This window comes from Pseudomonas mucidolens, assembly GCF_900106045.1.
GTDB classification, from domain to species: Bacteria; Pseudomonadota; Gammaproteobacteria; order Pseudomonadales; family Pseudomonadaceae; genus Aquipseudomonas; species Aquipseudomonas mucidolens.
In genome coordinates this window covers 100047-122386 of sequence record NZ_LT629802.1, presented here as the reverse complement: position 1 = coordinate 122386, position 22340 = coordinate 100047, and the positions used below count along the sequence as shown (strand labels likewise).

Here is a 22340-nt window from a genome sequence, read left to right as displayed (position 1 = left end):
CGGGCGGAATCTCACTTCCGATCCAGACCCCATGTGGAAGCAGGCTTGTGTGGGAGCGGGCTTGCTTGCTCCCACACAAGCCTGCTCCCACATTTGTAATGGGGATACCTTGATAATGAAGCGTCTGCTCGGCCTCTGTGCTCTGTTTTCTCTATTGACTGGCTGCGCCAGCGGGGTGATCGACCCCGACGGTTACGACCAGACCGGCACCGCGTCCTACTACGGTGCCAAACACCACGGCAAAAAAACCGCCAGCGGTGAACGCTTCAACCAGCATGCCCTGACCGCCGCCCACCGCCGCCTGCCCTTCGGTACGCGCGTGCGGGTCACCAACCTGACCAACGACAGAACCGTCGTGGTCCGAATCAATGATCGCGGCCCGTACACCCGTGGCCGCCTGATCGATGTTTCCCGCAAAGCCGCTGAACAGCTGGGTATGCTGCGCAGCGGTACTGCGCGTGTACGTGTGCAAGCCCTGAGCAACTGACTGACGGAGCCCTGACCATTTTCGGATTAAACGCCCTCTCGCCGTGGAGCCTGATCGAACTGGCCGGTGGCCTGCTCATGCTGATTGTCGGCGCCGAGGTATTGGTACGCGCCGCCGTGCGCCTGGCCGCCAGCCTTAAGGTCAGGCCACTGATCATTGGCTTGAGCATCGTTGCGTTCGGCAGCAGCGCCCCGCAAATTGTGGTCAGCCTGCAAGCGACCCTGGCCGGCAGCACCGACATTGCGGTCGGCAGCGTGATCGGCAGCAGCATCTTCAACATTCTCGTGATCCTTGGCCTGTCCGCGCTGATCATTCCACTGCGGGTGTCCCGGCAACTGGTGCGCCTGGACATTCCGGTGATGATCTTCGCCGGCCTGCTGGTCTTCACCCTCGCCAGCAATAAAGAACTGACGCCGGTGGACGGCCTGATCCTGTTGCTCGCCCTGATCGCCTACCTCGGCCTGTTGCTGTACCAGACCCGCCACTCTCGCCGCCCGCGTACGCGCGACACGCTGGTCCAGGCACCGTGGCTGAGCAGTTTGCTGTGGATGATCGGCGGACTGGGGCTGCTGATGCTCGCCGGCCACCTGGTGCTCGGCGCCGCGGTGGAAGTGGCCAGCGACCTGGGCCTGTCCGAACGGGTCATCGGCCTGACCGTGGTTGCCGTCAGCACCTCCCTGCCCTGTCTGGCGACGTCGTTGATCGCCGCCCTGCGCGGCGAGCGGGAGATTGCGGTGGGCAACGTGATCGGCAGCAATTTGTTCAATCTGCTGGGCGTACTGGGTTTCACCGCCCTGGTCGCGCCGTCGGCGCTATCGGTTTCCCCGAATGCCCTGGCCTTCGACCTGCCGGTCCTGCTCGGCGTCATCCTGCTGTGCTTGCCAGTGTTCTATACCGGCTACCGGATTACCCGGGCCGAAGGCTTGCTGCTGCTGGGCCTGTACCTGGCGTACGGGCTGCACGTGATGTCGTTCACCACCGGCATGCCGCTGGCCAACAAGCTGGAAAAGTTGATGCTGTATTACGTCCTGCCGGCGCTGGTAGCGTTCTTGCTGTGTAATTCGCTGCGAGCCTGGTATCGCCACCACAAGAGGGGTTCGCAATGACCGAGCAACGGAAATCCGGCGTTGAAATGCGTCGCCAGGTAATGGGTGACGTGTTTGTCGACCGCGCCCTGGGCAGCGCCACCGAATTCACCCAGCCGCTGCAGGACTTCGTCAACGAACACGCCTGGGGCGGCGTCTGGAATCGGGAAGGCTTGCCGCTGAAAACCCGCAGCCTGATCACGCTCGCCGCCTTGACCGCACTCAAATGCCCACAAGAGCTGAAAGGCCATGTGCGTGGCGCGCTGAACAATGGCTGCACGGTCGAGGAGATTCGCGAGGCGCTGCTGCATTGCGCGGTGTATGCCGGCGTGCCAGCGGCGATCGATGCGTTCCGCGCGGCTCAGGAAGTGATCGACAGCCACCAGCAACAAGACTAGATCCAGCCACCCGCCTGCAACACAAAGATCCCGATATTAGTGGTCACCGCCGCCATCAAGGTAGTGATCACAATAATCGCCGCCGCCAACTCGTGGTTACCCTGCGCCGCGCGGGCCATGACGAAACTGGCCGCCGCCGTCGGCGAACCGAAGTACAGAAACAGAATCCCCAACTCCGCCCCGCGAAACCCGAGCAACCAGGCGCCGAACGTCGTCAGCACCGGCAGCCAGAGCATTTTCATCAAGCTGGCGCTCAACGCCATATCGCCGCTTTTGCGCAAGGCTGCCGGGGACAAGGTTCCGCCGATGCAGATCAACGCCAAGGGCAATGTAGTGTCCGCCAGGTACTGCGCGGACTTTTCCAGCCAACCGGGCAACCCGATCTGGAAATAGGCGAAGGGCGCTGCCGCAATCACACTGATGATCAGCGGATTGGCGAATACACTTTTGCAGATGCTCCACGGATCGGACTTGATCACCGGGCTGTAGACCGCCAGTACAATGGTCGACAGGGTGTTGTAGAACAGAATCACCAGTGCCGCGAGGATCGCACCGAGGGAAATGCCGTAATCGCCGTACATGCTGGCCGCCAGCGCCAGGCCGATCACTCCGTTGTTGCCGCGGAAGGCGCCCTGGGCATAAATGCCACGATCTACACGCGGGCAACGAAAGATCGCCCAGCCCCACGCCACGGCGAAACTCAGCAGAGTGGCAAAGCAAAAGTAGATCAGCAGATCGGGCTGAAGCGCCGAGTGCAGGTCCGCATGGAGAATGCCGAGAAACAGCAGCGCCGGCATCATGACGTTGAACACCAGCGCCGAGGCGGTGTGGATAAAGTTGTCGTTGATCCAGTTGATGCGCTTGAGCAGCACACCGAGGAACAGCATGGCAAACACCGGCGCGGTGACGGTGAGGGTTTGCAGGAAGATAGCCAGCATGCCGCAGAGAACCTTGGTGAGCGTCGTCAGGTCGCTAATGATAAGCCAGTGTAGGCCGCTGCGTCTGGTCTAGCACATTCGCGAGCAAGCCCGCTCCCACATTGACCGCATTTCTACAGGATGAATACCGTCGAATGTGGGAGAGGGCTTGCTCGCGAATCCAGGCAACTCGGCCTCAGGTAATAGGCGCCGGGTTGAACAAGGTGATGTCGTTATACAGCTTGTGCTGCTCGGCCCAGGTCTGCTTCTTGCCGCTCGCGACGTCCAGGTAGTAGTGGAACAACTCCCAGCCCAGTTCCTCGATCGTCGCACGCCCGGTCGCGATCCGTCCGGCATCGATATCGATCAGGTCCGGCCAGCGTTGCGCCAGTTCCGTGCGGGTCGAAACCTTCACCACCGGAGCCATCGCCAAACCATACGGCGTACCACGACCCGTAGTAAACACATGCAGGTTCATTCCCGCCGCCAGTTGCAAGGTGCCACAGACAAAGTCGCTGGCCGGCGTTGCGCAGAAGATCAGGCCTTTGCCCTTGACGCGCTCGCCCGGCCCCAGCACGCCATTGATCGCGCTGCTGCCGGACTTGACGATGGAGCCCAGCGACTTCTCGACAATATTCGACAACCCACCCTTCTTGTTGCCTGGCGTGGTGTTGGCACTGCGGTCGGCCTCGCCCTTGGCCAGATAACGGTCGTACCAGTCCATCTCCCGCACCAGCTCGCGGGCGACGTGCTGATTCTCGGCCCGCGATGTCAGCAGGTAGATGGCATCCCGCACTTCGGTGACTTCTGAAAACATCACCGTCGCGCCTGCCCGTAGCAACAGATCCGAGGCGTAGCCCAATGCCGGGTTGGCGGTGATGCCGGAGAACGCATCACTGCCACCGCATTGCATCCCCAGGATCAACTCGGACGCCGGCACCGTCTCGCGGCGGCGCTGATCGAGCTTCTTCAGGCGGATTTCGGCCAGTTCCATGATCTGTTCGATCATCTCGGTAAAGCCGTGACTGGAATCCTGCAGCCGGTACAACCACGGCTCACTCAGGTCGACGGAGCTATCGTTGTCGTGCATGACCTGCCCGGCCTGCAATTTCTCGCACCCCAGGCTGATCACCAGGGCTTCGCCGCCCAGGTTCGGGTTGCGCGCCAGATTGCGCACGGTGCGGATCGGGATATAGGCATCCGTTGCCGTAATCGCTACGCCGCAGCCGTAGCTGTGGGTCAGCGCCACCACGTCGTCGACATGCGGATAGTTAGGCAGCAATTCATCCTTGATGCGCTTGACCGCATGATCCAGCACGCCAGTCACGCACTGCACCGTGGTGGTAATCCCCAGAATATTGCGAGTCCCGACGGTGCCATCCGTGTTGCGATAGCCCTCGAAGGTGAACCCCTGCAACGGCGCCTGGGCCTCGGGCACCGCGGTGGACAGCGGCAAGCTGTCCAGCGGCGGCGCCGTCGGCATGCGCAGTTGATCTTCCTGGACCCAACTGCCCCGGGGTATCGGCTGCAACGCGTAACCGATGGTTTGGCCGTAGCGAATAATCTCACCGCCTTCGGGGATGTCTTCCAGGGTCACTTTATGGCTCTGGGGGATGAAATCCACGGTGACCAGGCCGTCCGGGAACTGGGTTCCGGCCGGAACCCCCTGATCATTGACCACAATCACCACGTTATCGCGCTCGTGCAAACGAATGGAGCGCGGCGAATCGGCATGTTCAATCAACTGCATCACACGGCCCCCTTCAGGAATGCGCTTGGGAAAGATTCGTCACTGCGGCGCCGTTGCTCGGCGGCTCCTTGAGCACCACGCGCTTGATCGGGCCGACGATCACCAGGTAGCTGAACACCGCCACCAGCGCGTTGGCGCCGACAAATACCAACGCCCACTTGAACGAGCCGGTGGTGCTGATGATGTAGCCGATGACAATCGGCGTGGTAATCGACGCCAGGTTACCGAAGGTGTTGAACAACCCCCCGCTCAAACCGGCGATTTGTTTCGGCGAGGTGTCGGAAACCACCGCCCAACCCAGCGCGCCAACGCCCTTGCCGAAGAAGGCCAAGGCCATGAAGCCCACCACCATCCATTCAACATCGACGTAGTTGCAGGCAATGATGCTACTGGAGACCAGCAGCCCGGCAATGATCGGTGCCTTGCGCGCAAACGTCAGGGAATGACCTTTGCGCAACAGGTAATCGGAAATCACTCCGCCGAGTACGCCACCGATAAACCCGCAGATGGCCGGCAGCGAGGCGATGAAGCCGGCCTTGAGGATGGTCATGCCGCGGTCCTGCACCAGGTACACCGGGAACCAGGTCAGGAAAAAGTAAGTGATGCCGTTGATGCAGTATTGGCCCAGGTACACACCGAGCATCATGCGGTTGGTCAGCAACTGGCGGATGTAATCCCATTTCGGCCCGTCGGATTGCTTATCCTTGGCCTTGTCCTGATCCATGTCGACCATCGCGCCGTTCTCAGCGATGTGCTTGAACTCGGCTTCGTTAATCATCGGGTGTTGGCGCGGACTGTAGATGACTTTCAGCCAGATCATCGAGAACACGATGCCAATCACCCCCATCACGATAAACACGTGCTGCCAGCCATAGCTATAAACGATCCACCCCATCAGCGGCGCGAACAACACGGTAGCGAAGTACTGCGCCGAGTTGAAGATTGCCGACGCCGTACCGCGCTCGGCAGTCGGGAACCACGCAGCCACGATGCGCGCGTTGCCGGGAAAGGATGGCGCTTCTGCCAAACCCACCAAAAAGCGCAGCATGAACAGCGCCACCACGGCGGTGGAGATGCCGAACTCCCCCACATAGCCTTGCAGCACGGTAAACAGCGACCAGGTGAAGATGCTCAGGGCGTAGACTTTTTTCGAACCGAAACGATCCAGCAGCCAGCCACCGGGAATTTGCCCGGCCACGTAGGCCCATCCGAATGCAGAGAAAATGTAACCGAGGGTGACCGCGTCGATGCCGAGGTCTTTTTGCAGGCTGGAACCCGCAATCGCGATAGTCGCGCGGTCGGCATAATTGATCGTGGTCACCAAAAACAGCATGAGCAGGATCAAATAACGGACGTGCGTGGGCTTGGTCGCTTGCATGTAGAGGTACTCCCACTAATTATTTTTTTTGCGGGTAATTGTTATGTGTGGCGTGGTGCCGCCCCCGTAGGAGCGAGCTTGCTCGCGAAAAACTCAAAGGCGCCGCGGGCATCCTGAATGCCCGCGTAATCGTTGACGTTTTTCGCGAGCGAGCTCGCTCCTACAGAGAAAAAGCCCCCATAACGGGGGCAATGCGTGTTACGAACCGATGTAGCTGGTTTTCACCACGGTGTAGAACTCTTGCGCATAGCGACCTTGCTCACGCGAACCGTAGGATGAACCCTTGCGACCACCGAACGGAACGTGATAATCCACACCGGCCGTTGGCAGGTTGACCATCACCATCCCGGCCTGGGAGTGGCGCTTGAAGTGGTTGGCGTACTTCAGCGAGGTGGTGGCAATGCCTGCCGACAGACCAAACTCGGTGTCGTTGGCCATCGCCAGTGCCGCGTCGTAATCCGCCACCCGCACCACGTTGGCCACCGGGCCGAAAATCTCTTCACGGCTGATTCGCATGGCGGCTTCGCTGTCAGCAAACAGCGTCGGCGCCAGGTAGTAACCTTCGGTGTCGCACGTCACCACACCACCACCGCTCACCAACCGCGCACCTTCGCTCTGGCCGATGTCGATGTATTTCAGGTCCTGCTCCAATTGCGCCTGGGAAACGACCGGGCCGATATCGGTGCCGCTTTTCAAGGCATGACCGACCTTGATCGACTTCATCCGCTGCGCCATGGCCTCGACGAACCGGTCATGAATCCCGGCCGTCACGATAAAGCGACTGGACGCCGTGCAACGCTGGCCGGTGGAGTAGAACGCACTCTGTACCGACAGCTCGACAGCCAGTTTGAGGTCGGCATCGTCGAGGATGATCTGCGGGTTTTTGCCGCCCATTTCCAGTTGCACCTTGGCCTGACGCGACACACAGCTGACAGCAATCTGGCGGCCGACGCCGACGGAGCCGGTAAAGCTGATGCCATCGACCTTCGGGCTCTGGACCAGCGCATCGCCGACAACACGCCCGCTGCCCATCACCAGGTTGAACACACCGTCGGGGAAACCGGCGCGCGAGATGATCTCCGCCAGCGCCCAGGCACAGCCGGGCACCAGATCGGCAGGCTTGAGTACCACGCAGTTGCCGTAGGCCAGGGCGGGGGCGATTTTCCAGGCAGGAATCGCAATCGGGAAATTCCACGGGGTGATCAAGCCAACGACACCCAAGGCTTCGCGGGTGACTTCGACGTTAACGCCCGGACGTACTGACGGCAGATAATCGCCGGACAAGCGCAGGCATTCACCGGCAAAGAACTTGAAGATGTTACCGGCGCGAGTCACCTCACCGATGGCTTCGGGCAAGGTCTTGCCTTCTTCCCGGGCCAGCAGAGTACCGAGTTCTTCGCGGCGGGCGAGGATTTCGCTGCCGACTTTATCCAGCGAATCATGACGAGCCTGGATACCAGAGGTCGACCAGGCCGCAAAGGCGGCGCGGGCCGCATCGATGGCGGCGTTGACTTGAGCGACGTCGGCCTTGGCGTATTCACCAATGACATCGGACAACTCCGACGGGTTGAGGTTGACGCAATAGTCAGCGCCGGCCACCCATTGGCCGTTGATGTAGTTTTCGTAACGTTGGACGTGGGACACGAATCTTCTCCTGACGCAAAAGGCCGCTGATTTCTCAGCGGCCTTGTAGGTAAAAGTTATTGCGGGCCTTGCTTGTCGATCAGCGCGGCCAGGGCTTCGTATTCTTCCGGCAGCAGATCGGTCAGCGGCGTACGCACTGGACCGGCGTCGTAGCCGACGATTTTGGCGCCGGCCTTGACGATACTCACCGCATAACCGGCTTTGCGGTTACGAATGTCGAGGTAAGGCAGGAAGAAGTCGTCGATGATCTTGTCGACTGTGGCGTAATCTTCCCGGGCAACGGCGTGGTAAAAATCCATCGAGGTTTTTGGAATGAAGTTGAATACCGCCGAGGAGTACACCGGCACACCCAAGGCCTTGTAGGCAGCGGCGTAAACCTCTGCGGTCGGCAGCCCGCCCAGGTAGCTGAAACGATCACCGAGACGACGGCGGATCGAAACCATCAGTTCGATATCGCCCAGGCCATCTTTGTAGCCAATCAAGTTCGGGCAAGTTTCGGCCAGGCGCTCCAGCAGCGGCGCGGTCAGGCGGCAGACGTTGCGGTTGTAGACCACCACACCGATGTTTACCGATTTGCACACCGCCTCAACGTGGGCGGCGACGCCGTCCTGGCTGGCTTCAGTCAAGTAATGCGGCAGCAGTAACAGACCTTTGGCCCCCAGACGCTCGGCCTCCTGCGCATACTCGATAGCCTGGCGCGTGGAACCGCCGACACCGGCGAGGATTGGCACGCTGGTGGCACAGGTGTCGACTGCGGTCTTTACCACCTGGGAATATTCACTGGCCGCCAGCGAGAAAAACTCACCGGTGCCGCCAGCGGCGAACAAAGCCGAGGCGCCGTAAGGTGCCAGCCACTCCAGACGCTTGATATAACCCGCCTGGTGGAAATCACCTTGCGCGTTGAAATCGGTCACGGGGAAAGACAGCAGGCCGTGAGAGAGGATGGACTTCAGTTCTTGTGGATTCATTATTCGAACACCCTGGATTAAAGACAATCATTCATTGATCGTTCATGTCGTACGTCATCGTACAACTATAAAAATATTCGTCAACTGTCTTTCGCTCTGCGAGGCAGAATTTTGCTGAACGATGGCGCCTGCGGCGCAATGTTGATCAGTCAGGATTGAGCCATTTTCTGTTGGACCGCCCTCTCCAGGACAGTGTTTGGAACACCGCGGCGCCGCCAGGACGTGAATGTACTGGACGCATGATTGGTGAGGATGGAGTCCGTATTTGTTGCTTAAGGGTTAAAAGCCGATACGCCTTTGCCCTGAAGTGGAGCCTGGACCCGGGCGGTTGGGACCGTTTGACGAAACTATGATTTCTGACAATTTAAGAGCAAATCGGAGGGAAGGATAAATCTGCTCAGGAACCAGAAGCCTGGCGCCTGAGTTGAACCTCTGCCGCTACGACGGCAACCCCAGGAAAATTCATCATGGAAAATCCAGCTCCCGGCCTCAATACCCTATCAGCGGCCCCTTTGACCCGGCAGAGATCAGCCTTGCCACTTTCACTGGGCCTCTGATACTCCGCATCCCCAACACCGCCAAGCTTTTACCCGAGGGCTCGGTGTACGCAATCCTGGGACCAGACCCGACAATTCCGACCTGGTCTGGCGCAAAAGAGAACGGGGTTATGGCGAGTGAGTGGCGTAGCGCTCCACCGCCGGCGGAGGAGATGAAGGGCAATACGAGCAATTGAAGCACCTTGAAGTCAAAGTGCCTAAATCCGCTTTGGAGCCGTTCGCGAACCAAACGACGCTACTGCGCGATCAAGCCAGCGCAGAGTCCAGCGTGCCGATCAACTCGGAGCCGGTTTCGCTGACTATCAACCGATGACTCAACCGCGCTGCGCTTGCGCCTCCTCATGGGCCTGGCGCAGCCGCTCCCGGCTGTTCGTCAGATGCAAGCGCATCGCCGCCCGCGCCGCGTCCGAATCCTGACGCTCGATCGCTTCGTAGATTTCTTCGTGTTCGCGGCTCAGGCGCTGCATGTAGTGTTGCTGGTCATCATGCGCCAGGCGCGCCGAGTTCAAGCGCGTACGCGGAATAATGCTGGTGCCCAGGTGGGTAATGATGTCAGTGAAATAACGGTTACCGGTCGACAGGGCAATCTGCAAATGGAACTGAAAGTCCGACGCTACAGCATCACTGGCATGCGCCGCGCTTTCGTTCAGAGCATCGAGGGCGGCACGCATGCCGGCCAGTTGCTCGTCACTGCGCCGCAAGGCCGCCAGGCCAGCGGACTCCACTTCCAAGCTGATGCGCAGTTCGAGAATCGCCAGCACATCACGCAATGTCACCACAGTGGCCGGATCAATGCGGAACCCGCTGGGACTGGGCGTATCCAGTACGAATGTGCCAATGCCGTGACGGGTTTCCACCTGCCCCGCCGCCTGCAATCGCGAGATCGCTTCACGTACGACCGTGCGACTGACCCCATGAGCTTCCATGATCGCCGACTCGGTGGGCAACTTGTCGCCGCGCTTGAGCTGTCCGTCACGGATCTGCTCGGACAACACCGTGACCAGTTCCTGGGCAAGGCTGCGACGCTTGCGGGGCATACGCGGGACAGTGTTGGAGTTTTCCATGGGCAGTCAGCTATCTCGGCGATCATAAACGAGCATCATAGCCCAAGGCGGTTGTACGATCACCGTTGGTGATCATTTTAGTCTGCACGATTTTGTTTCACGCAAAAAAATGCCCCGGCACAGCCGAGGCATTTTCAACACGTCGCCACAGGCTCGTGTTCTATCACTTGACCACTTTCAGACTCGGCCGGCCGGTTGGACGCGGTGGCTCGGAATCCGGCGGTGGCAGATCATCGTCACTTTCGAGTTCGATCGCTTCGTCATCTTCAAGAGACGCCTCCAGATCAAACACCATGCCCTGCCCATTCTCACGGGCATAAATCCCCAGGATGGCGCCAACAGGCACATAGAGCGTGTGCGGTACACCGCCAAAACGCCCTTCAAAACTGACCGCTTCATTGTCCATGTGCAGTTGTCGCACAGCACTCGGTGAAACGTTCAGGACAATCTGTCCATCGCTGGCAAAACCTTGTGGCACCTGCACCGCAGGAAACTCGGAATTGACCAGCATGTGCGGGGTGCAATCGTTATCCACAATCCACTCGTAGAGCGCGCGGACCAGATAAGGTCGACTGGAGTTCATCAACGGCTCCTTAAGCCTTAGCGCATGTCGCGTTCGACGCCAGACAAACTCGCCTGGAAAGCCTCACGCGCAAACTGGCGCTCCATGTAGTCAAGCAGCGGCTTGGCAGGCCGCGGCAGTTCAATGCCCAGAATCGGCAAACGCCAGAGTATGGGTAATAGGCAGCAATCCACCAGGCTTTGTTCCTCACTGAGGAAAAAAGGTTTATCCGCAAACAATGGCGAAACCCCAGTCAGGCTTTCACGCAATTCCTTGCGTGCCTGAACCCGGGCAGCTTCTTTGCTGCGTGAATCCAGTATCACATCCACCAGGCCACACCAGTCACGCTGGATCCGATGGATCAGCAGACGGCTGTTGGCACGCGCCACCGGATACACCGGCAGCAAAGGCGGATGCGGGTAACGCTCATCCAGATATTCCATCACCACGGTCGACTCCCACAACGCCAGGTCACGATCGACCAGGGTGGGCAAGCTGCCGTAAGGGTTCACTTCGATCAGTTTCGGCGGCTGTCGACCGGCCTCCACGCTGATGATCTCGGCGCTGACACCCTTCTCGGCCAGTACGATACGTACTCGGTGGGAATAGTGGTCGGCGGGGTCGGAGTAACAGGCCAACCGGTTGGTCACGCCCATGGCGGTCCTCCTCGCTTGTTGAAATTATGGAAAGCTCAAAAACGAGCGCGCCCAGTGAGCATCTCCCGTAACACCTGGATCAACCAGATCGTTACCTGTTCAGAGATGTCGCTGGGCGCGCAAGATTAACAGCAATTGCCTACGCTTGGATCAATGCACATCCTTCCAGTATTCACGCTTGAGCAAATAGGCGAATACGAAGAAGAAAGCCAGGTACAGCAACACGTAGGTACCGATGCGCTGATGCTCCAGCTTCACCGGGTTGGCCGAATAGGCCAGGAAGGTCACCAGGTTCTTGACCTTCTCGTCGAACTGCTCTTCGTTCAGAGTACCGGACTTGGGCACGATGGTCAGTTGATCACACGCTTCATGGGTCAGAGGCGTGCCGGTCAACGGGTCATATTGCTTCTTGCCGTCTTCAACGACCTGCACCTGTTTGCAGCCTATTACCTGGCGACCTTGCAGGCCGACCAGCACGTTAGGCATGCCGACGTTCGGGAAGACCTTGTTGTTCACACCCCAGGGACGCGTCGGATCTTCGTAGAACGACTTCAGATAGCCATAGAGCCAATCGGTGCCACGCACACGCGCCACCAGGGTCAGGTCAGGCGGAGCAGCGCCGAACCAGGCCTTGGCATCGTCGGATTGCATGCCGATGTTCATGTGGTCGCCGATCTTGGCCCCGGTAAACACCAGGTTTTCGAGCATCAGCTCATGGGGAATTCCCAAGTCGTCGGCGACACGCTCGTAACGCTGGAACTTGGCGCTGTGGCAACCCATGCAGTAGTTGGCGAACGTACGGGCGCCGTCTTGCATAGCAGCCTTGTCAGAAACGTCGATGTCGACTTTTTCCAGTTCCACGCCTGAGCCGGCGGCAAACGACAGAGCCGGCAGGGCAGCAAGAATCAATGCAGCGAATAATTTTTTCATCAGCCAGTCACCCTTTCCGGAACCGGTTTTGTCTTCTCGAGCCGGGTGTAGAACGGCATCAGAATGAAGTAGGCGAAGTACAGGAAGGTGCAGACCTGCGACAGCAGCGTGCGGCCTGGAGTCGGTGCCAATACGCCCAGCACACCCAGGATCACGAACGAAATGCAGAACACCCACAGCCAGATCTTGCTCATCCAGCCCTTGTAGCGCATGGACTTGACCGGACTGCGGTCGAGCCATGGCAACACGAACAGCACCGCAATGGCCGCCCCCATCGCGATCACGCCCAGGAGTTTGTCGGGGATCGCGCGCAAAATCGCGTAGAACGGCGTGAAGTACCAGACCGGGGCAATATGTTCCGGCGTCTTGAAGGCGTTCGCCTGTTCAAAGTTCGGTTTTTCGAGGAAATAGCCGCCCATTTCCGGGAAGAAGAACACAATCGAGCAGAACACGAACAGGAACACCACCACGCCGACGATATCTTTCACGGTGTAGTACGGATGGAAAGGAATGCCGTCCAGCGGAATACCGTTCTCGTCCTTGTGCTTCTTGATGTCCACGCCGTCCGGGTTGTTCGAGCCGACTTCGTGCAACGCCAGGATGTGCAGCACCACCAGGCCGAGGATCACGATGGGCAGGGCCACCACATGCAAGGCGAAAAACCGGTTCAGGGTGATACCGGAAATCAGGTAGTCACCACGGATCCACTGGGTCAGGTCGTTGCCGATGACCGGGATCGCACCGAACAGCGAGATGATCACCTGTGCTCCCCAGTAGGACATCTGACCCCACGGCAGCAGGTAGCCCATGAAGGCTTCGGCCATCAGCGCCAGGTAGATCAGCATGCCAAACACCCACACCAGCTCACGAGGCTTCTGGTACGAGCCGTAGAGCAAGCCACGGAACATGTGCAGATAGACCACAATGAAGAACGCCGAAGCGCCAGTGGAGTGCAGCAGGCGCAGGATCGAGCCGTACTCGACATCACGCATGATGTATTCGACGGAGGCGAAGGCTTCTTCCGCCGACGGGGTATAGCTCATCGTCAGCCAGACACCGGTTACGATCTGGTTGACCAGTACCAGCAATGCCAGGGAGCCAAAGAAATAGAAGAAGTTGAAGTTCTTCGGAGCGTAATACTTGCTGAGATGGTCTTCCCACATTTTGGTGGCGGGAAAGCGCGCATCCACCCAATCCATGAACTTGCTCATTACGCGCTCTCCTTATCGACACCAATGACAATAACGTCGTCAGATTCGTAGTTGTGCGGCGGAACCGGCAGGTTCAGGGGAGCAGGCTGCGACTTGTAGACGCGACCAGCGAGGTCGTAGTGAGAGCCGTGGCACGGGCAGAAATAACCACCGACCCAGTCCTTGCCCAAGTCCACGGGCGCCACTTCCGGGCGGAAGGTAGGCGAACAACCGAGGTGAGTGCAGAGACCGACCAGCAGCAGAATCTCTGGCTTGATCGAACGCACTTCGTTTTGGGCGTAGGCGGGCTGGTCGGAATTCTTAGACTCGGGGTCAGACAACTGGCCTTCGATCTTCTTCAGATTCCCCAGGATTTCCTCGGTACGACGAACGATGAAGACTGGCTGGCCGCGCCACTCAGCAATCATCTGCTGGCCTGGCTCGATCTTGCTGACATTCACCTTCACCGGTGCACCTGCGGCTTTCGCCTTGGCACTGGGAAACCATGACCCCACGAACGGGACCGCAGCCCCCACCGCTCCTGCAGCACCCACCACGGATGTGGCTGCTACCAAGAAGCGACGCCGGCCTGCATTCACGCCGTCATTGCTCATTCAGTCCTCTCCCATCAGCTTTTTGGCCTGTTAAATCAGGCGTCTACTAAGTATTAAATCTGAACTTATAAAAATTTTGCCGAATGGTAATGAAAAGCCCCACCTCTGACAAGGTAATTACCCGGAGCCCAAGCTCCAAGCCTTGTAGTATAGGGCGTCTACAGATGTGGCAAGTTGTCACAGTGAAAAAACCTGGATAAATCTCAGGCAATAAAAAACGCCCAGCTCCGCGAGGGGGCTGGGCGTTTTCTGGAACGTAAAAGCGAATTAACGCTTCGAGTACTGCGGACGCTTACGCGCTTTACGCAGACCGACTTTCTTACGTTCAACTTCACGAGCATCGCGAGTCACGAAGCCAGCTTTGCGCAGAGCGCCACGCAGGGTTTCGTCGTACTGCATCAGAGCGCGAGTGATACCGTGGCGGATTGCGCCAGCCTGACCACTTACACCGCCACCGATAACAGTGACGTAGATGTCGAACTTTTCAACGGTCTCGGTCAATTCCAGCGGCTGACGAACTACCATGCGGGCAGTTTCGCGACCGAAGAAGTTGTCCAGGGAGCGGTTGTTGATCGAGATGTTACCAGTGCCCGGACGCAGGAAAACGCGTGCGGTTGCGGTTTTGCGACGGCCAGTGCCGTAATTTTGAGTCGCCGACATAATGAACTATTCCGTTAAAACTTCAGTTCTTGGGGCTGCTGAGCAGCATGAGGGTGAGCAGCGCCCGCATAGACTTTCAGCTTGCGATACATGTCGCGACCCAGTGGGCCCTTCGGCAGCATACCTTTGACCGCGATCTCGATCGGGGCCTCAGGCTTCTTGGCAATCAGGCCTTCAAAGTTGGAAGACTTGATACCGCCTGGGAAACCGGAGTGACGGTAGTACATTTTGTCGCTGGCTTTGTTGCCGGTTACACGAACCTGCTCAGCGTTGATGATCACGATGTAGTCACCGGTATCAACGTGAGGGGTGTACTCAGGCTTGTGCTTGCCACGCAGACGGCTGGCGACTTCAGTGGCCAGACGACCCAGGGTCTGACCAGCGGCGTCGACGACAAACCAGTCGCGCTGAACTGTTTCTGGTTTTGCAGTAAAAGTTGTCATTCTTTAATAGCCTCAGGGGCCGCCCTGTAAATTAGACGGCGGATCTTACTGAATAGTGCGTACTTTGACAAGTCAAAGGCAGCCGGATACAGACGCTATCGGGGGCTCGGGTCGGCGCGTCCGTTCAACGGCAAGATTCTTCGGCAGACGGCGCATCACTTCCACTGCAGAAAGAGGTGGGCAATTATGCAGATTGCGAAAAAAAATTCAACCTGCTTTTATGATTGTTTTCCCCGAAGGAGCACCCGATGGATTATCGACAGCTGGGCCGGACCGATCTGAATGTAAGTGCGATCTGTCTCGGAACCATGACCTGGGGTGAGCAGAACAGCGAGGCAGAGGCCTTTGCCCAGATTGAAAGGGCCAAAGCCGCAGGCATTAACTTCCTCGACACCGCCGAAATGTACCCGGTACCGCCCAAGCCGGATACCTACGCCACCACCGAGCGTTATATCGGCAACTACTTCAAAAGTCGCGGCGACCGTGCCGACTGGGTCCTCGCCAGCAAGATCGCGGGCCCCGGCAATACCATCGACTATATTCGCGACGGCCACCTCAAGCACAACCGCAAGCATATCGTCGACGCCCTGGACGCCAGCCTCAAGCGCCTGCAGACCGACTGGATCGACCTGTACCAGTTGCACTGGCCGGAACGCAGCACCAATTTCTTCGGACAACTGAGCTACACGCACAAGGACGAGCCAGACCTGACACCACTGGAGGAAACCCTCGAAGCCCTGGACGAACAGGTCAAGGCCGGCAAGATTCGCCACATCGGCCTGTCCAACGAAACGCCGTGGGGCACCATGAAATTCCTGGCCCTGGCCGAAGCCCGAGGCTGGACCCGCGCCGTGTCGATCCAGAATCCCTATAACCTGCTCAACCGCAGCTTTGAGGTCGGCCTGGCGGAAATCGCCATTCGCGAACAGTGTGGCCTGCTGGCGTACTCGCCGCTGGCGTTCGGCATGCTCAGTGGCAAGTACGAAGGGGGCGCGCGCCCAGCGGGTGGACGCTTGAGTCTGTACAGCCGCTTCAGCCGTTACTTCAATCCGCAGTCAGAAGCGGCGTGCAGCCGCTATGTCGCCCTGGCCCGGGAACACGGCCTCGACCCGGCGCAAATGGCCCTGGCGTTCGTGACGCAACGACCGTTCGTGACCAGCAATATCATCGGCGCCACCACGCTGGAGCAACTCGACAGCAACATCGCCAGCTTTGATCTGAAGCTGTCGAAAGGAGTGCTGGAAGGAATTGAAGCGATTCAGAAGGCTCATCCGAATCCGGCACCTTGATTGATCTGTAGGCCGCTTTCGCGAGCAAGCCCGCCCCCCCCATTTTGATTGGTGAACAGCGTCAAAAATGTGGGAGCGGGCTTGCTCGCGAAGGGGCCCTCAAAAACCACGCAGCACTCAAAGCGCCCGCGCAATAATCTCTTTCATGATCTCGTTGGTCCCCGCATAAATCCGCTGCACCCGTGCATCCGCCCACGCCCGCGCAATCGGGTATTCCCACATGAAACCGTAGCCACCGTGCAACTGCACGCACTCATCCAGCACCTTGCATTGCAGGTCAGTGGTCCAGTACTTGGCCATCGCCGCCGTGGGTACATCTAGCTTGCCTTGCAGATGCAGCTCCAGACACTTGTCGACAAACACTCGACCAATCTGCACTTCGGTGGCTATCTCCGCCAGCTTGAAGCGAGTGTTCTGGAAATCGGCAATCGCCTTGCCAAACGCCTTTCGCTCGCGGGTGTAGTCCAAGGTCCATTGCAAGGCCGCTTCCGCCGAAGCCAGGGCCCCGATCGCCACCGTCAAACGCTCTTGGGGCAACTCCTGCATGAGGTAAGCGAAACCCATGCCGGCCTGGCCCAACAGGTTTTCCTTGGGCACGCGCACATCCTGGAAGAACAGTTCGGAGGTGTCCTGGGCCTTCATCCCGACCTTCTCCAGGCGCTTGCCTTTGTCGAAGCCCGGCGTATCGGCCTCGACCAGAAACAGACTGGTGCCCTTGGCGCCGGCCTTGGGATCGGTCTTGGCCACCACAATCACCAGATCCGCCAGAAAGCCATTGGTGATGAAGGTCTTGGAGCCGTTGATCACATACTCGTCGCCATCCAGCAGGGCCGTGGTCTTGACCCCTTGCAAATCAGATCCGGCGCCGGGCTCGGTCATGGCGATGGCCGTGACCATCTCGCCAGAGACCAGCCTGGGCAGGTACTTGTGCTTCAGCGCCTCGCTGCCGTAATGCAGGATGTACGGCGCAACAATGTCCGAGTGCAGCGAGAAGCCGATCCCGGTCAGCCCCAGACGAGCGATCTCCTCGATCACCACCGTGCTGTAGAGAAAGTCTGCGCCGAGGCCACCGTATTCTTCCGGCAGATGAGAGCAGAGCATCCCCGCCTCCCCCGCCTTGCTCCACAGCGCGCGGTCAATATGCCCTTGTTTTTCCCATTGCCCGTGGAACGGCGCTGCGTCTTTTTCGAGGAACGTGCGCACGCTTTGGCGGAAAAGCTCGTGCTCCGAGCTGAACAAGGTTCTGGGAATCATGGGTCACCTGCCTGGATTGTCGGACAAAAACAAGATCACAGAGCCTAAGCGGCATGGCCGTCACAGGACACTGGACACATGCGACAAAAAATAAGACGATCCAGCCGTCTGGTGACCACTTTCCCCTATAAGAATAAATGAAATTATGTCTAACCAAATCTCCACGCCATTGCGGCGCGTCAGCATTTTGGCCATTGATCGGGTCTTCGCTTCAACCCTCATGCAAGCCAAGGATTTCTTCCACCTGGCCAGCCTGCGCTACGGCAAACAGCAAGGCCTGGGCCTCACGCCAGCCTTTGAAACCCGCCTGGTCAGCCCCGACGGGCTACCGGTGTGCAGCTTCAGCGATGTGATCATGCCGGTGGACGGCGCCCTGGAAAACGCCGACATAATCGTGTTGCCGGCGTTCTGGGACGATTTCGATACGCTGTGCAAACGCTACCCGCAGATCCTGCCCTGGCTGCGTGAGCAACACGCTCGAGGCGCAGTGTTATGCGGTGAAGCCACCGGTGTTTTCTGGCTCGCCGAAGCCGGCCTGTTGAATGGCAAGGAGGCGACCACCTACTGGCGTTTCTTCAACGTCTTCAGCGAACGTTTCCCCAAGGTCCAGCTCAACCAGGACAAGCACCTGACCGACGCTGACAACCTCTATTGCGCCGGCGGCACCACCTCGGCCTGCGACCTCTATATCTACCTGATCGAACGTTTCTGCGGCGCGAACATCGCCCAGGCCGTGGCCCGCGACATTCTTTACGAAGTTCAGCGCAATTACGCGCCTGGGCGCATCGGCTTTGGCGGGCAGAAACTGCACCAGGACGTGATCATCCTGCAAATCCAGCACTGGCTCGAAGAGCATTTCGCCGACAAGTTCCGCTTCGAGGACGTGGCACGGGAACACGGCATGAGCATCCGCAACTTCATGCGCCGCTTCCAGACCGCTACAGGCGACAAGCCCCTGCACTACCTGCAACGCTTGCGCATCGAGACAGCCAAGGGCCTGCTTTCCGGCAGCCGTAAAAGCATCAAGACCATCAGTTATGAGGTGGGTTACGACGATGCGAGCTTCTTTGCGCGACTGTTCAGACAGCACACAGACCTGTCGCCGAACCAGTATCGGCAGCAATTCCAGCAAGCCGCATAAGCCTTTCCCCTTGTAGGAGCGAGCTTGCTCGCGAAAAACTCAAGAACAACGCGGGGAATCAGACACCCCGCGTTATTATTGAAGATCTTCGCGAGCAAGCTCGCTTCTACAAGGGGTAACGCTTAGGGTTTGTGCGCCCGCGACAGGAATTCGTGGGACTGCATTTCCAGCAAGCGACTCAAGGTGCGCTGGAATTCGAAGTTCAAGCGACCGCCGGTATAGAGGTCCTTGAGTTCGACTTCGGCCGAGATGATCAGCTTGACGTTACGGTCATAGAACTCATCGACCATGTTGATGAACCGTCGGGCGATGTCGTCGGTGGTGACGCTCATCTGCTCGACGCCACTCAAGATCACCGCATGAAAGATCTTGCCCAGTTCGATGTAGTCGTTCTGGCTGCGTGGGCCGTCGCACAGTTCGCGAAAGTTGAACCAGGCCACGTCATCACAGGTGCGCAGCGCCCGAATCTCGCGATTCTCGATGAGCAACACATCGTTTTCCACCGCCTGAGTACATTCCGGCGTCAGCGCGCGGAAGCTCTTGCGCAGGCTTTCATGCGCCGTTTCGTCGAGCGGGAAGTGGAACAGTTCTGCTTGTTCGAGATGCCGCAGACGGTAATCGACGCCGCTGTCGACGTTGACGATGTCAGTGTGCTGCTTGATCAGCGCAATCGCCGGCAGGAAACGCGCGCGTTGCAAGCCATCCTTGTACAGGCCGTCCGGCACGATGTTCGACGTGGCGACGAGGGTCACGCCGTTCTTGAACAATTCTTCCATCAGCGTGCCGAGAATCATGGCGTCGGTGATGTCGGAAACGAAGAACTCATCGAAACAGATCACCCGCGCCTCTTGGGCAAAACGCTTGGCGATGATCGTCAGCGGGTTCTTCTCGCCGTGCAGGGTCTTCATTTCTTCGTGAACGCGCTTCATGAAGCGGTGGAAGTGCGTGCGTGACTTTTCCTTGAACGGCAGCGCTTCAAAGAAGGTGTCGACCAGATAGGTCTTGCCCCGGCCCACGCCACCCCAGAAATACAGACCTTTGACCGGCGTCTGGTCTTTCTTGCCAAACAGCTTGCTGAGCATTCCCGGCTTGCTTTGCGAGGCCGCGACCAAGTCCTCGTACAGGCGCTGCAAATGACGCACCGCCGTTTCCTGGGCAGCATCATGGAAGAAGTCGGGGCGTTTCAGATCAGCTTGATATCGTTCTAGGGGCGTCATAATTTCGTTAGCAAGGCAACAAAAACGGGCCGTCACTGTAACGACGGCCCCGGATAATGGCAATCAACCCTTGGTCGGGTCAGTCCTCGAGGGGAGTCAGCGCCACACGCAAAGCTTCAATGGCGGCATCCCGCGCAGCGCTGTCGGCGAATGCCGGGCTATCGGCCACACACGCACCGTCCAGCCAGACACTGAAGCCCAGCGCCTCACTGCGCACATCCAGCGCTTGGCCAGACTGCAATTGCTTGGTCACCGCGCCCGCCGCTTTACCGTCGGCAAAGTGCCGCGACAGCAGCAGTTGCTCGCCGTCGGCGGCCAGCAGACGGAAACGGAAGCTGCCGTCGTCTTCGCGGAAACTGACAAAACGTGGCGCTTTCACGGTTTTTTTCTTGCTGCTGGCAGCAACGCTGGTCTGGTTGACGAACGAACGCAGGCCCACCGCTTCACGCAGTTCCTGGAGGAACGGAGCGGCGACGGCCCGGGCTTTTCTGGCCCCGACCAGCAGCAGGTCTTCCATGTCTGACGGACGCGACATCAACTGGTGATAACGCTCACGGGCTTCACCCAATTGACCGTCGAGCAATTGGAACAGACGGTTCTTCGCCTCACCCCACCCCAGGCCGTCGAGCAGTTCATTGCGCAGTTGTTGTTTCTCGGCCTTGCTGGCAAACGCTTCGTACAGCGTGAACAGGTGCGAATTGTCCGGATCTTTAGCCTCGCCCGGCGCACGGGAGTCGGTAACGATCCGCGAGATAGCGTCCTTCATGTCCTTGGCACTGGTGAACAACGGGATGGTGTTGTCGTAGCTCTTGGACATCTTGCGGCCATCCAGGCCCGGCAAGGTGGCGACGCTTTCTTCGATCAACGCTTCGGGCATGGTGAAGAACTCTTTGCCATTGCCGAACAGGTGGTTGAAGCGCTGGCCGATATCCCGGGCCATTTCCACGTGCTGGATCTGGTCGCGACCGACCGGTACTTTGTGCGCGTTGAACATCAGAATGTCCGCCGCCATCAACACCGGATAGCTGTACAGGCCCATGCTGATCCCCGCATCCGGGTCGTCACCGTTTTCCAGGTTCTTGTCCACTGACGCCTTGTAGGCGTGGGCGCGATTAAGCAGGCCCTTGGCCGCCACACAGGTCAGCAGCCAGGTCAGCTCCGGGATTTCCGGGATGTCGGACTGACGATAGAAGGTCACCCGGTTCACATCCAGGCCGCCAGCCAGCCAGGTGGCGGCGATTTCCATACGCGAGCGCTGGATGCGCTGCGGGTCATCGCACTTGATCAGGGCGTGATAGTCGGCCAGGAAGTAGAACGAATCGGCATTGGCATCCTGGCTGGCGAGGATCGCCGGGCGGATGGCGCCGGCGTAGTTGCCCAGGTGCGGCGTGCCGGTGGTAGTGATGCCGGTGAGGATACGGGTACGAGTCGTCATGGGTAATCGCTTGTCAGACTGCTATCAATTCGAAAGGCGTGGCAGCACCAGATCCTTGAGATCGGTGAGCTTGCCATGAAAAAAGTGCCCGCATTCTGCCACTTTCAGCAGCTCATGGGGGCGATTCAAGGCCGCGGACCAGTCGTAGACCGTCTGCGGGTCGACCACTTCGTCGGTTTCGGGTTGGATCAGGGTCAACGGGCAACCTTGAGGAAGCACGTCGGTATCGCGCAGACGCATCACCGCCGCCGCCACCATGAACAGGTGATTGAGTTGCTCCCCCTTGGCCTCCAGGCGACCACCGAGACTTGCTGCAACAAATCCGCCGAAGGAAAACCCCAGAAGGGTGATCGGCAAGTCCGGGTGTTTTTCACGCAACCAGGTCGCGGCCGCTTGCGCATCGTCGACTTCACCACTGACCATGTCGTGGGTACCGACACTGGCGCCAACGCCACGGTAATTAAACCGCAAGGTGATCAAACCGGCATCGCGCGCGGTACGTTGCAGGGTCGAAACCACTTTGTTAAGCATGGTTCCACCCTGCACCGGGTTAGGGTGACAGATCAGCGCCAGGCCACGCGGCTCGGGCTGATCCAGGTACAGGGCTTCGAGTTGGCCTACCGGGCCATCGATCAAAACGGGGGTTTCACGCATTAGCAAGGAAGGAACTCCGTGACCTCTCAAAGGGTCGACTCGTCTAG

General features: G+C 58.8%; 22 protein-coding genes. 5 read left to right on the top strand and 17 right to left on the bottom strand.

Translation table 11 applies throughout. The annotated features are described in order from the left end of the window. The first annotated feature begins 115 nt into the window (after positions 1 to 115). From BLU75_RS00580 to BLU75_RS00570, 3 genes are all read left to right on the top strand, one after another. The gene (locus tag BLU75_RS00580) at positions 116 to 487 is read left to right on the top strand and encodes a septal ring lytic transglycosylase RlpA family protein (protein ID WP_084376320.1); all 372 of its coding nucleotides are present in this window, start codon (positions 116 to 118) and stop codon (positions 485 to 487) included. Positions 488 to 564: 77 nt separating this feature from the next. Next, positions 565 to 1593: a calcium/sodium antiporter gene (locus BLU75_RS00575; protein ID WP_231982600.1), complete on the top strand. Its 1029-nt coding sequence runs from the start codon at positions 565 to 567 to the stop codon at positions 1591 to 1593. After that, positions 1590 to 1970: a carboxymuconolactone decarboxylase family protein gene (locus BLU75_RS00570; protein WP_084376322.1), complete on the top strand. Its 381-nt coding sequence runs from the start codon at positions 1590 to 1592 to the stop codon at positions 1968 to 1970. Before BLU75_RS00575 ends, BLU75_RS00570 begins: the two co-directional genes overlap by 4 nt. Here BLU75_RS00570 and BLU75_RS00565 read toward each other — a convergent pair. The 13 genes from BLU75_RS00565 to rplM all read right to left on the bottom strand — a co-directional run bounded on the left by BLU75_RS00565 (position 1967) and on the right by rplM (position 15303). Then, positions 1967 to 2908, bottom strand: coding sequence for an AEC family transporter (locus BLU75_RS00565; RefSeq protein WP_090221341.1), 942 nt, complete (start codon positions 2906 to 2908; stop codon positions 1967 to 1969). The genes BLU75_RS00570 and BLU75_RS00565 overlap by 4 nt on opposite strands. Positions 2909 to 3083: 175 nt before the next feature. Next, a complete protein-coding gene (gene garD / locus BLU75_RS00560) occupies positions 3084 to 4637 on the bottom strand; it encodes a galactarate dehydratase (RefSeq protein WP_084376324.1) in 1554 nt (517 codons plus the stop codon). 13 nt (positions 4638 to 4650) lie between these two features. Further along, on the bottom strand, positions 4651 to 6015 hold the full coding sequence (locus BLU75_RS00555; RefSeq protein ID WP_084376325.1) for an MFS transporter: 1365 nt from the start codon (positions 6013 to 6015) through the stop codon (positions 4651 to 4653). 198 nt (positions 6016 to 6213) lie between these two features. Continuing rightward, positions 6214 to 7659 carry an aldehyde dehydrogenase family protein gene (locus BLU75_RS00550; protein ID WP_084376326.1) on the bottom strand — a complete coding sequence of 482 codons (1446 nt, stop codon included), beginning with the start codon at positions 7657 to 7659 and terminating at the stop codon, positions 6214 to 6216. 56 nt (positions 7660 to 7715) lie between these two features. Next, positions 7716 to 8627 carry a 5-dehydro-4-deoxyglucarate dehydratase gene (gene kdgD, locus BLU75_RS00545; RefSeq protein WP_084376327.1) on the bottom strand — a complete coding sequence of 304 codons (912 nt, stop codon included), beginning with the start codon at positions 8625 to 8627 and terminating at the stop codon, positions 7716 to 7718. Positions 8628 to 9498: 871 nt separating this feature from the next. Then, a complete protein-coding gene (locus BLU75_RS00535) occupies positions 9499 to 10248 on the bottom strand; it encodes a FadR/GntR family transcriptional regulator (RefSeq protein ID WP_084376329.1) in 750 nt (249 codons plus the stop codon). 163 nt (positions 10249 to 10411) lie between these two features. Next, entirely contained in the window at positions 10412 to 10831 is a 420-nt protein-coding gene (locus tag BLU75_RS00530; RefSeq protein ID WP_084376330.1) for a ClpXP protease specificity-enhancing factor, read from the bottom strand. Between the two features lie 17 nt (positions 10832 to 10848). Continuing rightward, positions 10849 to 11466, bottom strand: coding sequence for a glutathione S-transferase N-terminal domain-containing protein (locus BLU75_RS00525; protein ID WP_084376331.1), 618 nt, complete (start codon positions 11464 to 11466; stop codon positions 10849 to 10851). A 150-nt stretch (positions 11467 to 11616) separates the two neighbouring features. Then, positions 11617 to 12396, bottom strand: a complete 780-nt coding sequence (locus BLU75_RS00520; protein ID WP_084376332.1) for a cytochrome c1 — start codon at positions 12394 to 12396, stop codon at positions 11617 to 11619. Then, positions 12396 to 13607, bottom strand: a complete 1212-nt coding sequence (locus BLU75_RS00515) for a cytochrome b (RefSeq protein ID WP_084376333.1) — start codon at positions 13605 to 13607, stop codon at positions 12396 to 12398. Before BLU75_RS00515 ends, BLU75_RS00520 begins: the two co-directional genes overlap by 1 nt. Continuing rightward, positions 13607 to 14200 (bottom strand): ubiquinol-cytochrome c reductase iron-sulfur subunit, encoded by a 594-nt coding sequence (gene petA, locus BLU75_RS00510; RefSeq protein ID WP_038443372.1) that lies wholly within the window; start codon positions 14198 to 14200, stop codon positions 13607 to 13609. The genes BLU75_RS00515 and petA overlap by 1 nt, the downstream gene beginning before the upstream one ends. Before the next feature lie 267 nt (positions 14201 to 14467). After that, positions 14468 to 14860, bottom strand: coding sequence for a 30S ribosomal protein S9 (rpsI, locus tag BLU75_RS00505; RefSeq protein WP_002555064.1), 393 nt, complete (start codon positions 14858 to 14860; stop codon positions 14468 to 14470). 14 nt (positions 14861 to 14874) lie between these two features. Beyond that, on the bottom strand, positions 14875 to 15303 hold the full coding sequence (gene rplM / locus BLU75_RS00500) for a 50S ribosomal protein L13 (protein ID WP_029291908.1): 429 nt from the start codon (positions 15301 to 15303) through the stop codon (positions 14875 to 14877). Between the two features lie 248 nt (positions 15304 to 15551). Between rplM and BLU75_RS00495 the strand changes: the two genes are divergently transcribed. Beyond that, complete coding sequence (locus BLU75_RS00495; protein ID WP_084376334.1) at positions 15552 to 16592, top strand: NADP(H)-dependent aldo-keto reductase; 1041 nt, start codon at positions 15552 to 15554, stop codon at positions 16590 to 16592. Positions 16593 to 16709: 117 nt separating this feature from the next. Here the strand turns inward: BLU75_RS00495 and BLU75_RS00490 are convergent, their stop codons facing one another. Continuing rightward, positions 16710 to 17846, bottom strand: a complete 1137-nt coding sequence (locus BLU75_RS00490; protein ID WP_084376335.1) for an acyl-CoA dehydrogenase family protein — start codon at positions 17844 to 17846, stop codon at positions 16710 to 16712. 244 nt (positions 17847 to 18090) lie between these two features. Here BLU75_RS00490 and BLU75_RS00485 point away from each other — a divergent pair, with 244 nt between their 5' ends. Beyond that, on the top strand, positions 18091 to 18987 hold the full coding sequence (locus tag BLU75_RS00485; RefSeq protein WP_172832090.1) for a GlxA family transcriptional regulator: 897 nt from the start codon (positions 18091 to 18093) through the stop codon (positions 18985 to 18987). 122 nt (positions 18988 to 19109) lie between these two features. Here BLU75_RS00485 and zapE read toward each other — a convergent pair whose 3' ends face one another. From zapE to BLU75_RS00470, 3 genes are all read right to left on the bottom strand, one after another. Then, a complete protein-coding gene (gene zapE / locus BLU75_RS00480) occupies positions 19110 to 20204 on the bottom strand; it encodes a cell division protein ZapE (RefSeq protein ID WP_084376337.1) in 1095 nt (364 codons plus the stop codon). A gap of 79 nt (positions 20205 to 20283) precedes the next feature. Continuing rightward, positions 20284 to 21639 carry a tryptophan--tRNA ligase gene (locus BLU75_RS00475; protein ID WP_084376338.1) on the bottom strand — a complete coding sequence of 452 codons (1356 nt, stop codon included), beginning with the start codon at positions 21637 to 21639 and terminating at the stop codon, positions 20284 to 20286. A 24-nt stretch (positions 21640 to 21663) separates the two neighbouring features. After that, positions 21664 to 22293 carry an alpha/beta hydrolase gene (locus tag BLU75_RS00470; protein WP_084376339.1) on the bottom strand — a complete coding sequence of 210 codons (630 nt, stop codon included), beginning with the start codon at positions 22291 to 22293 and terminating at the stop codon, positions 21664 to 21666. Between the last annotated feature and the right edge of the window lie 47 nt (positions 22294 to 22340).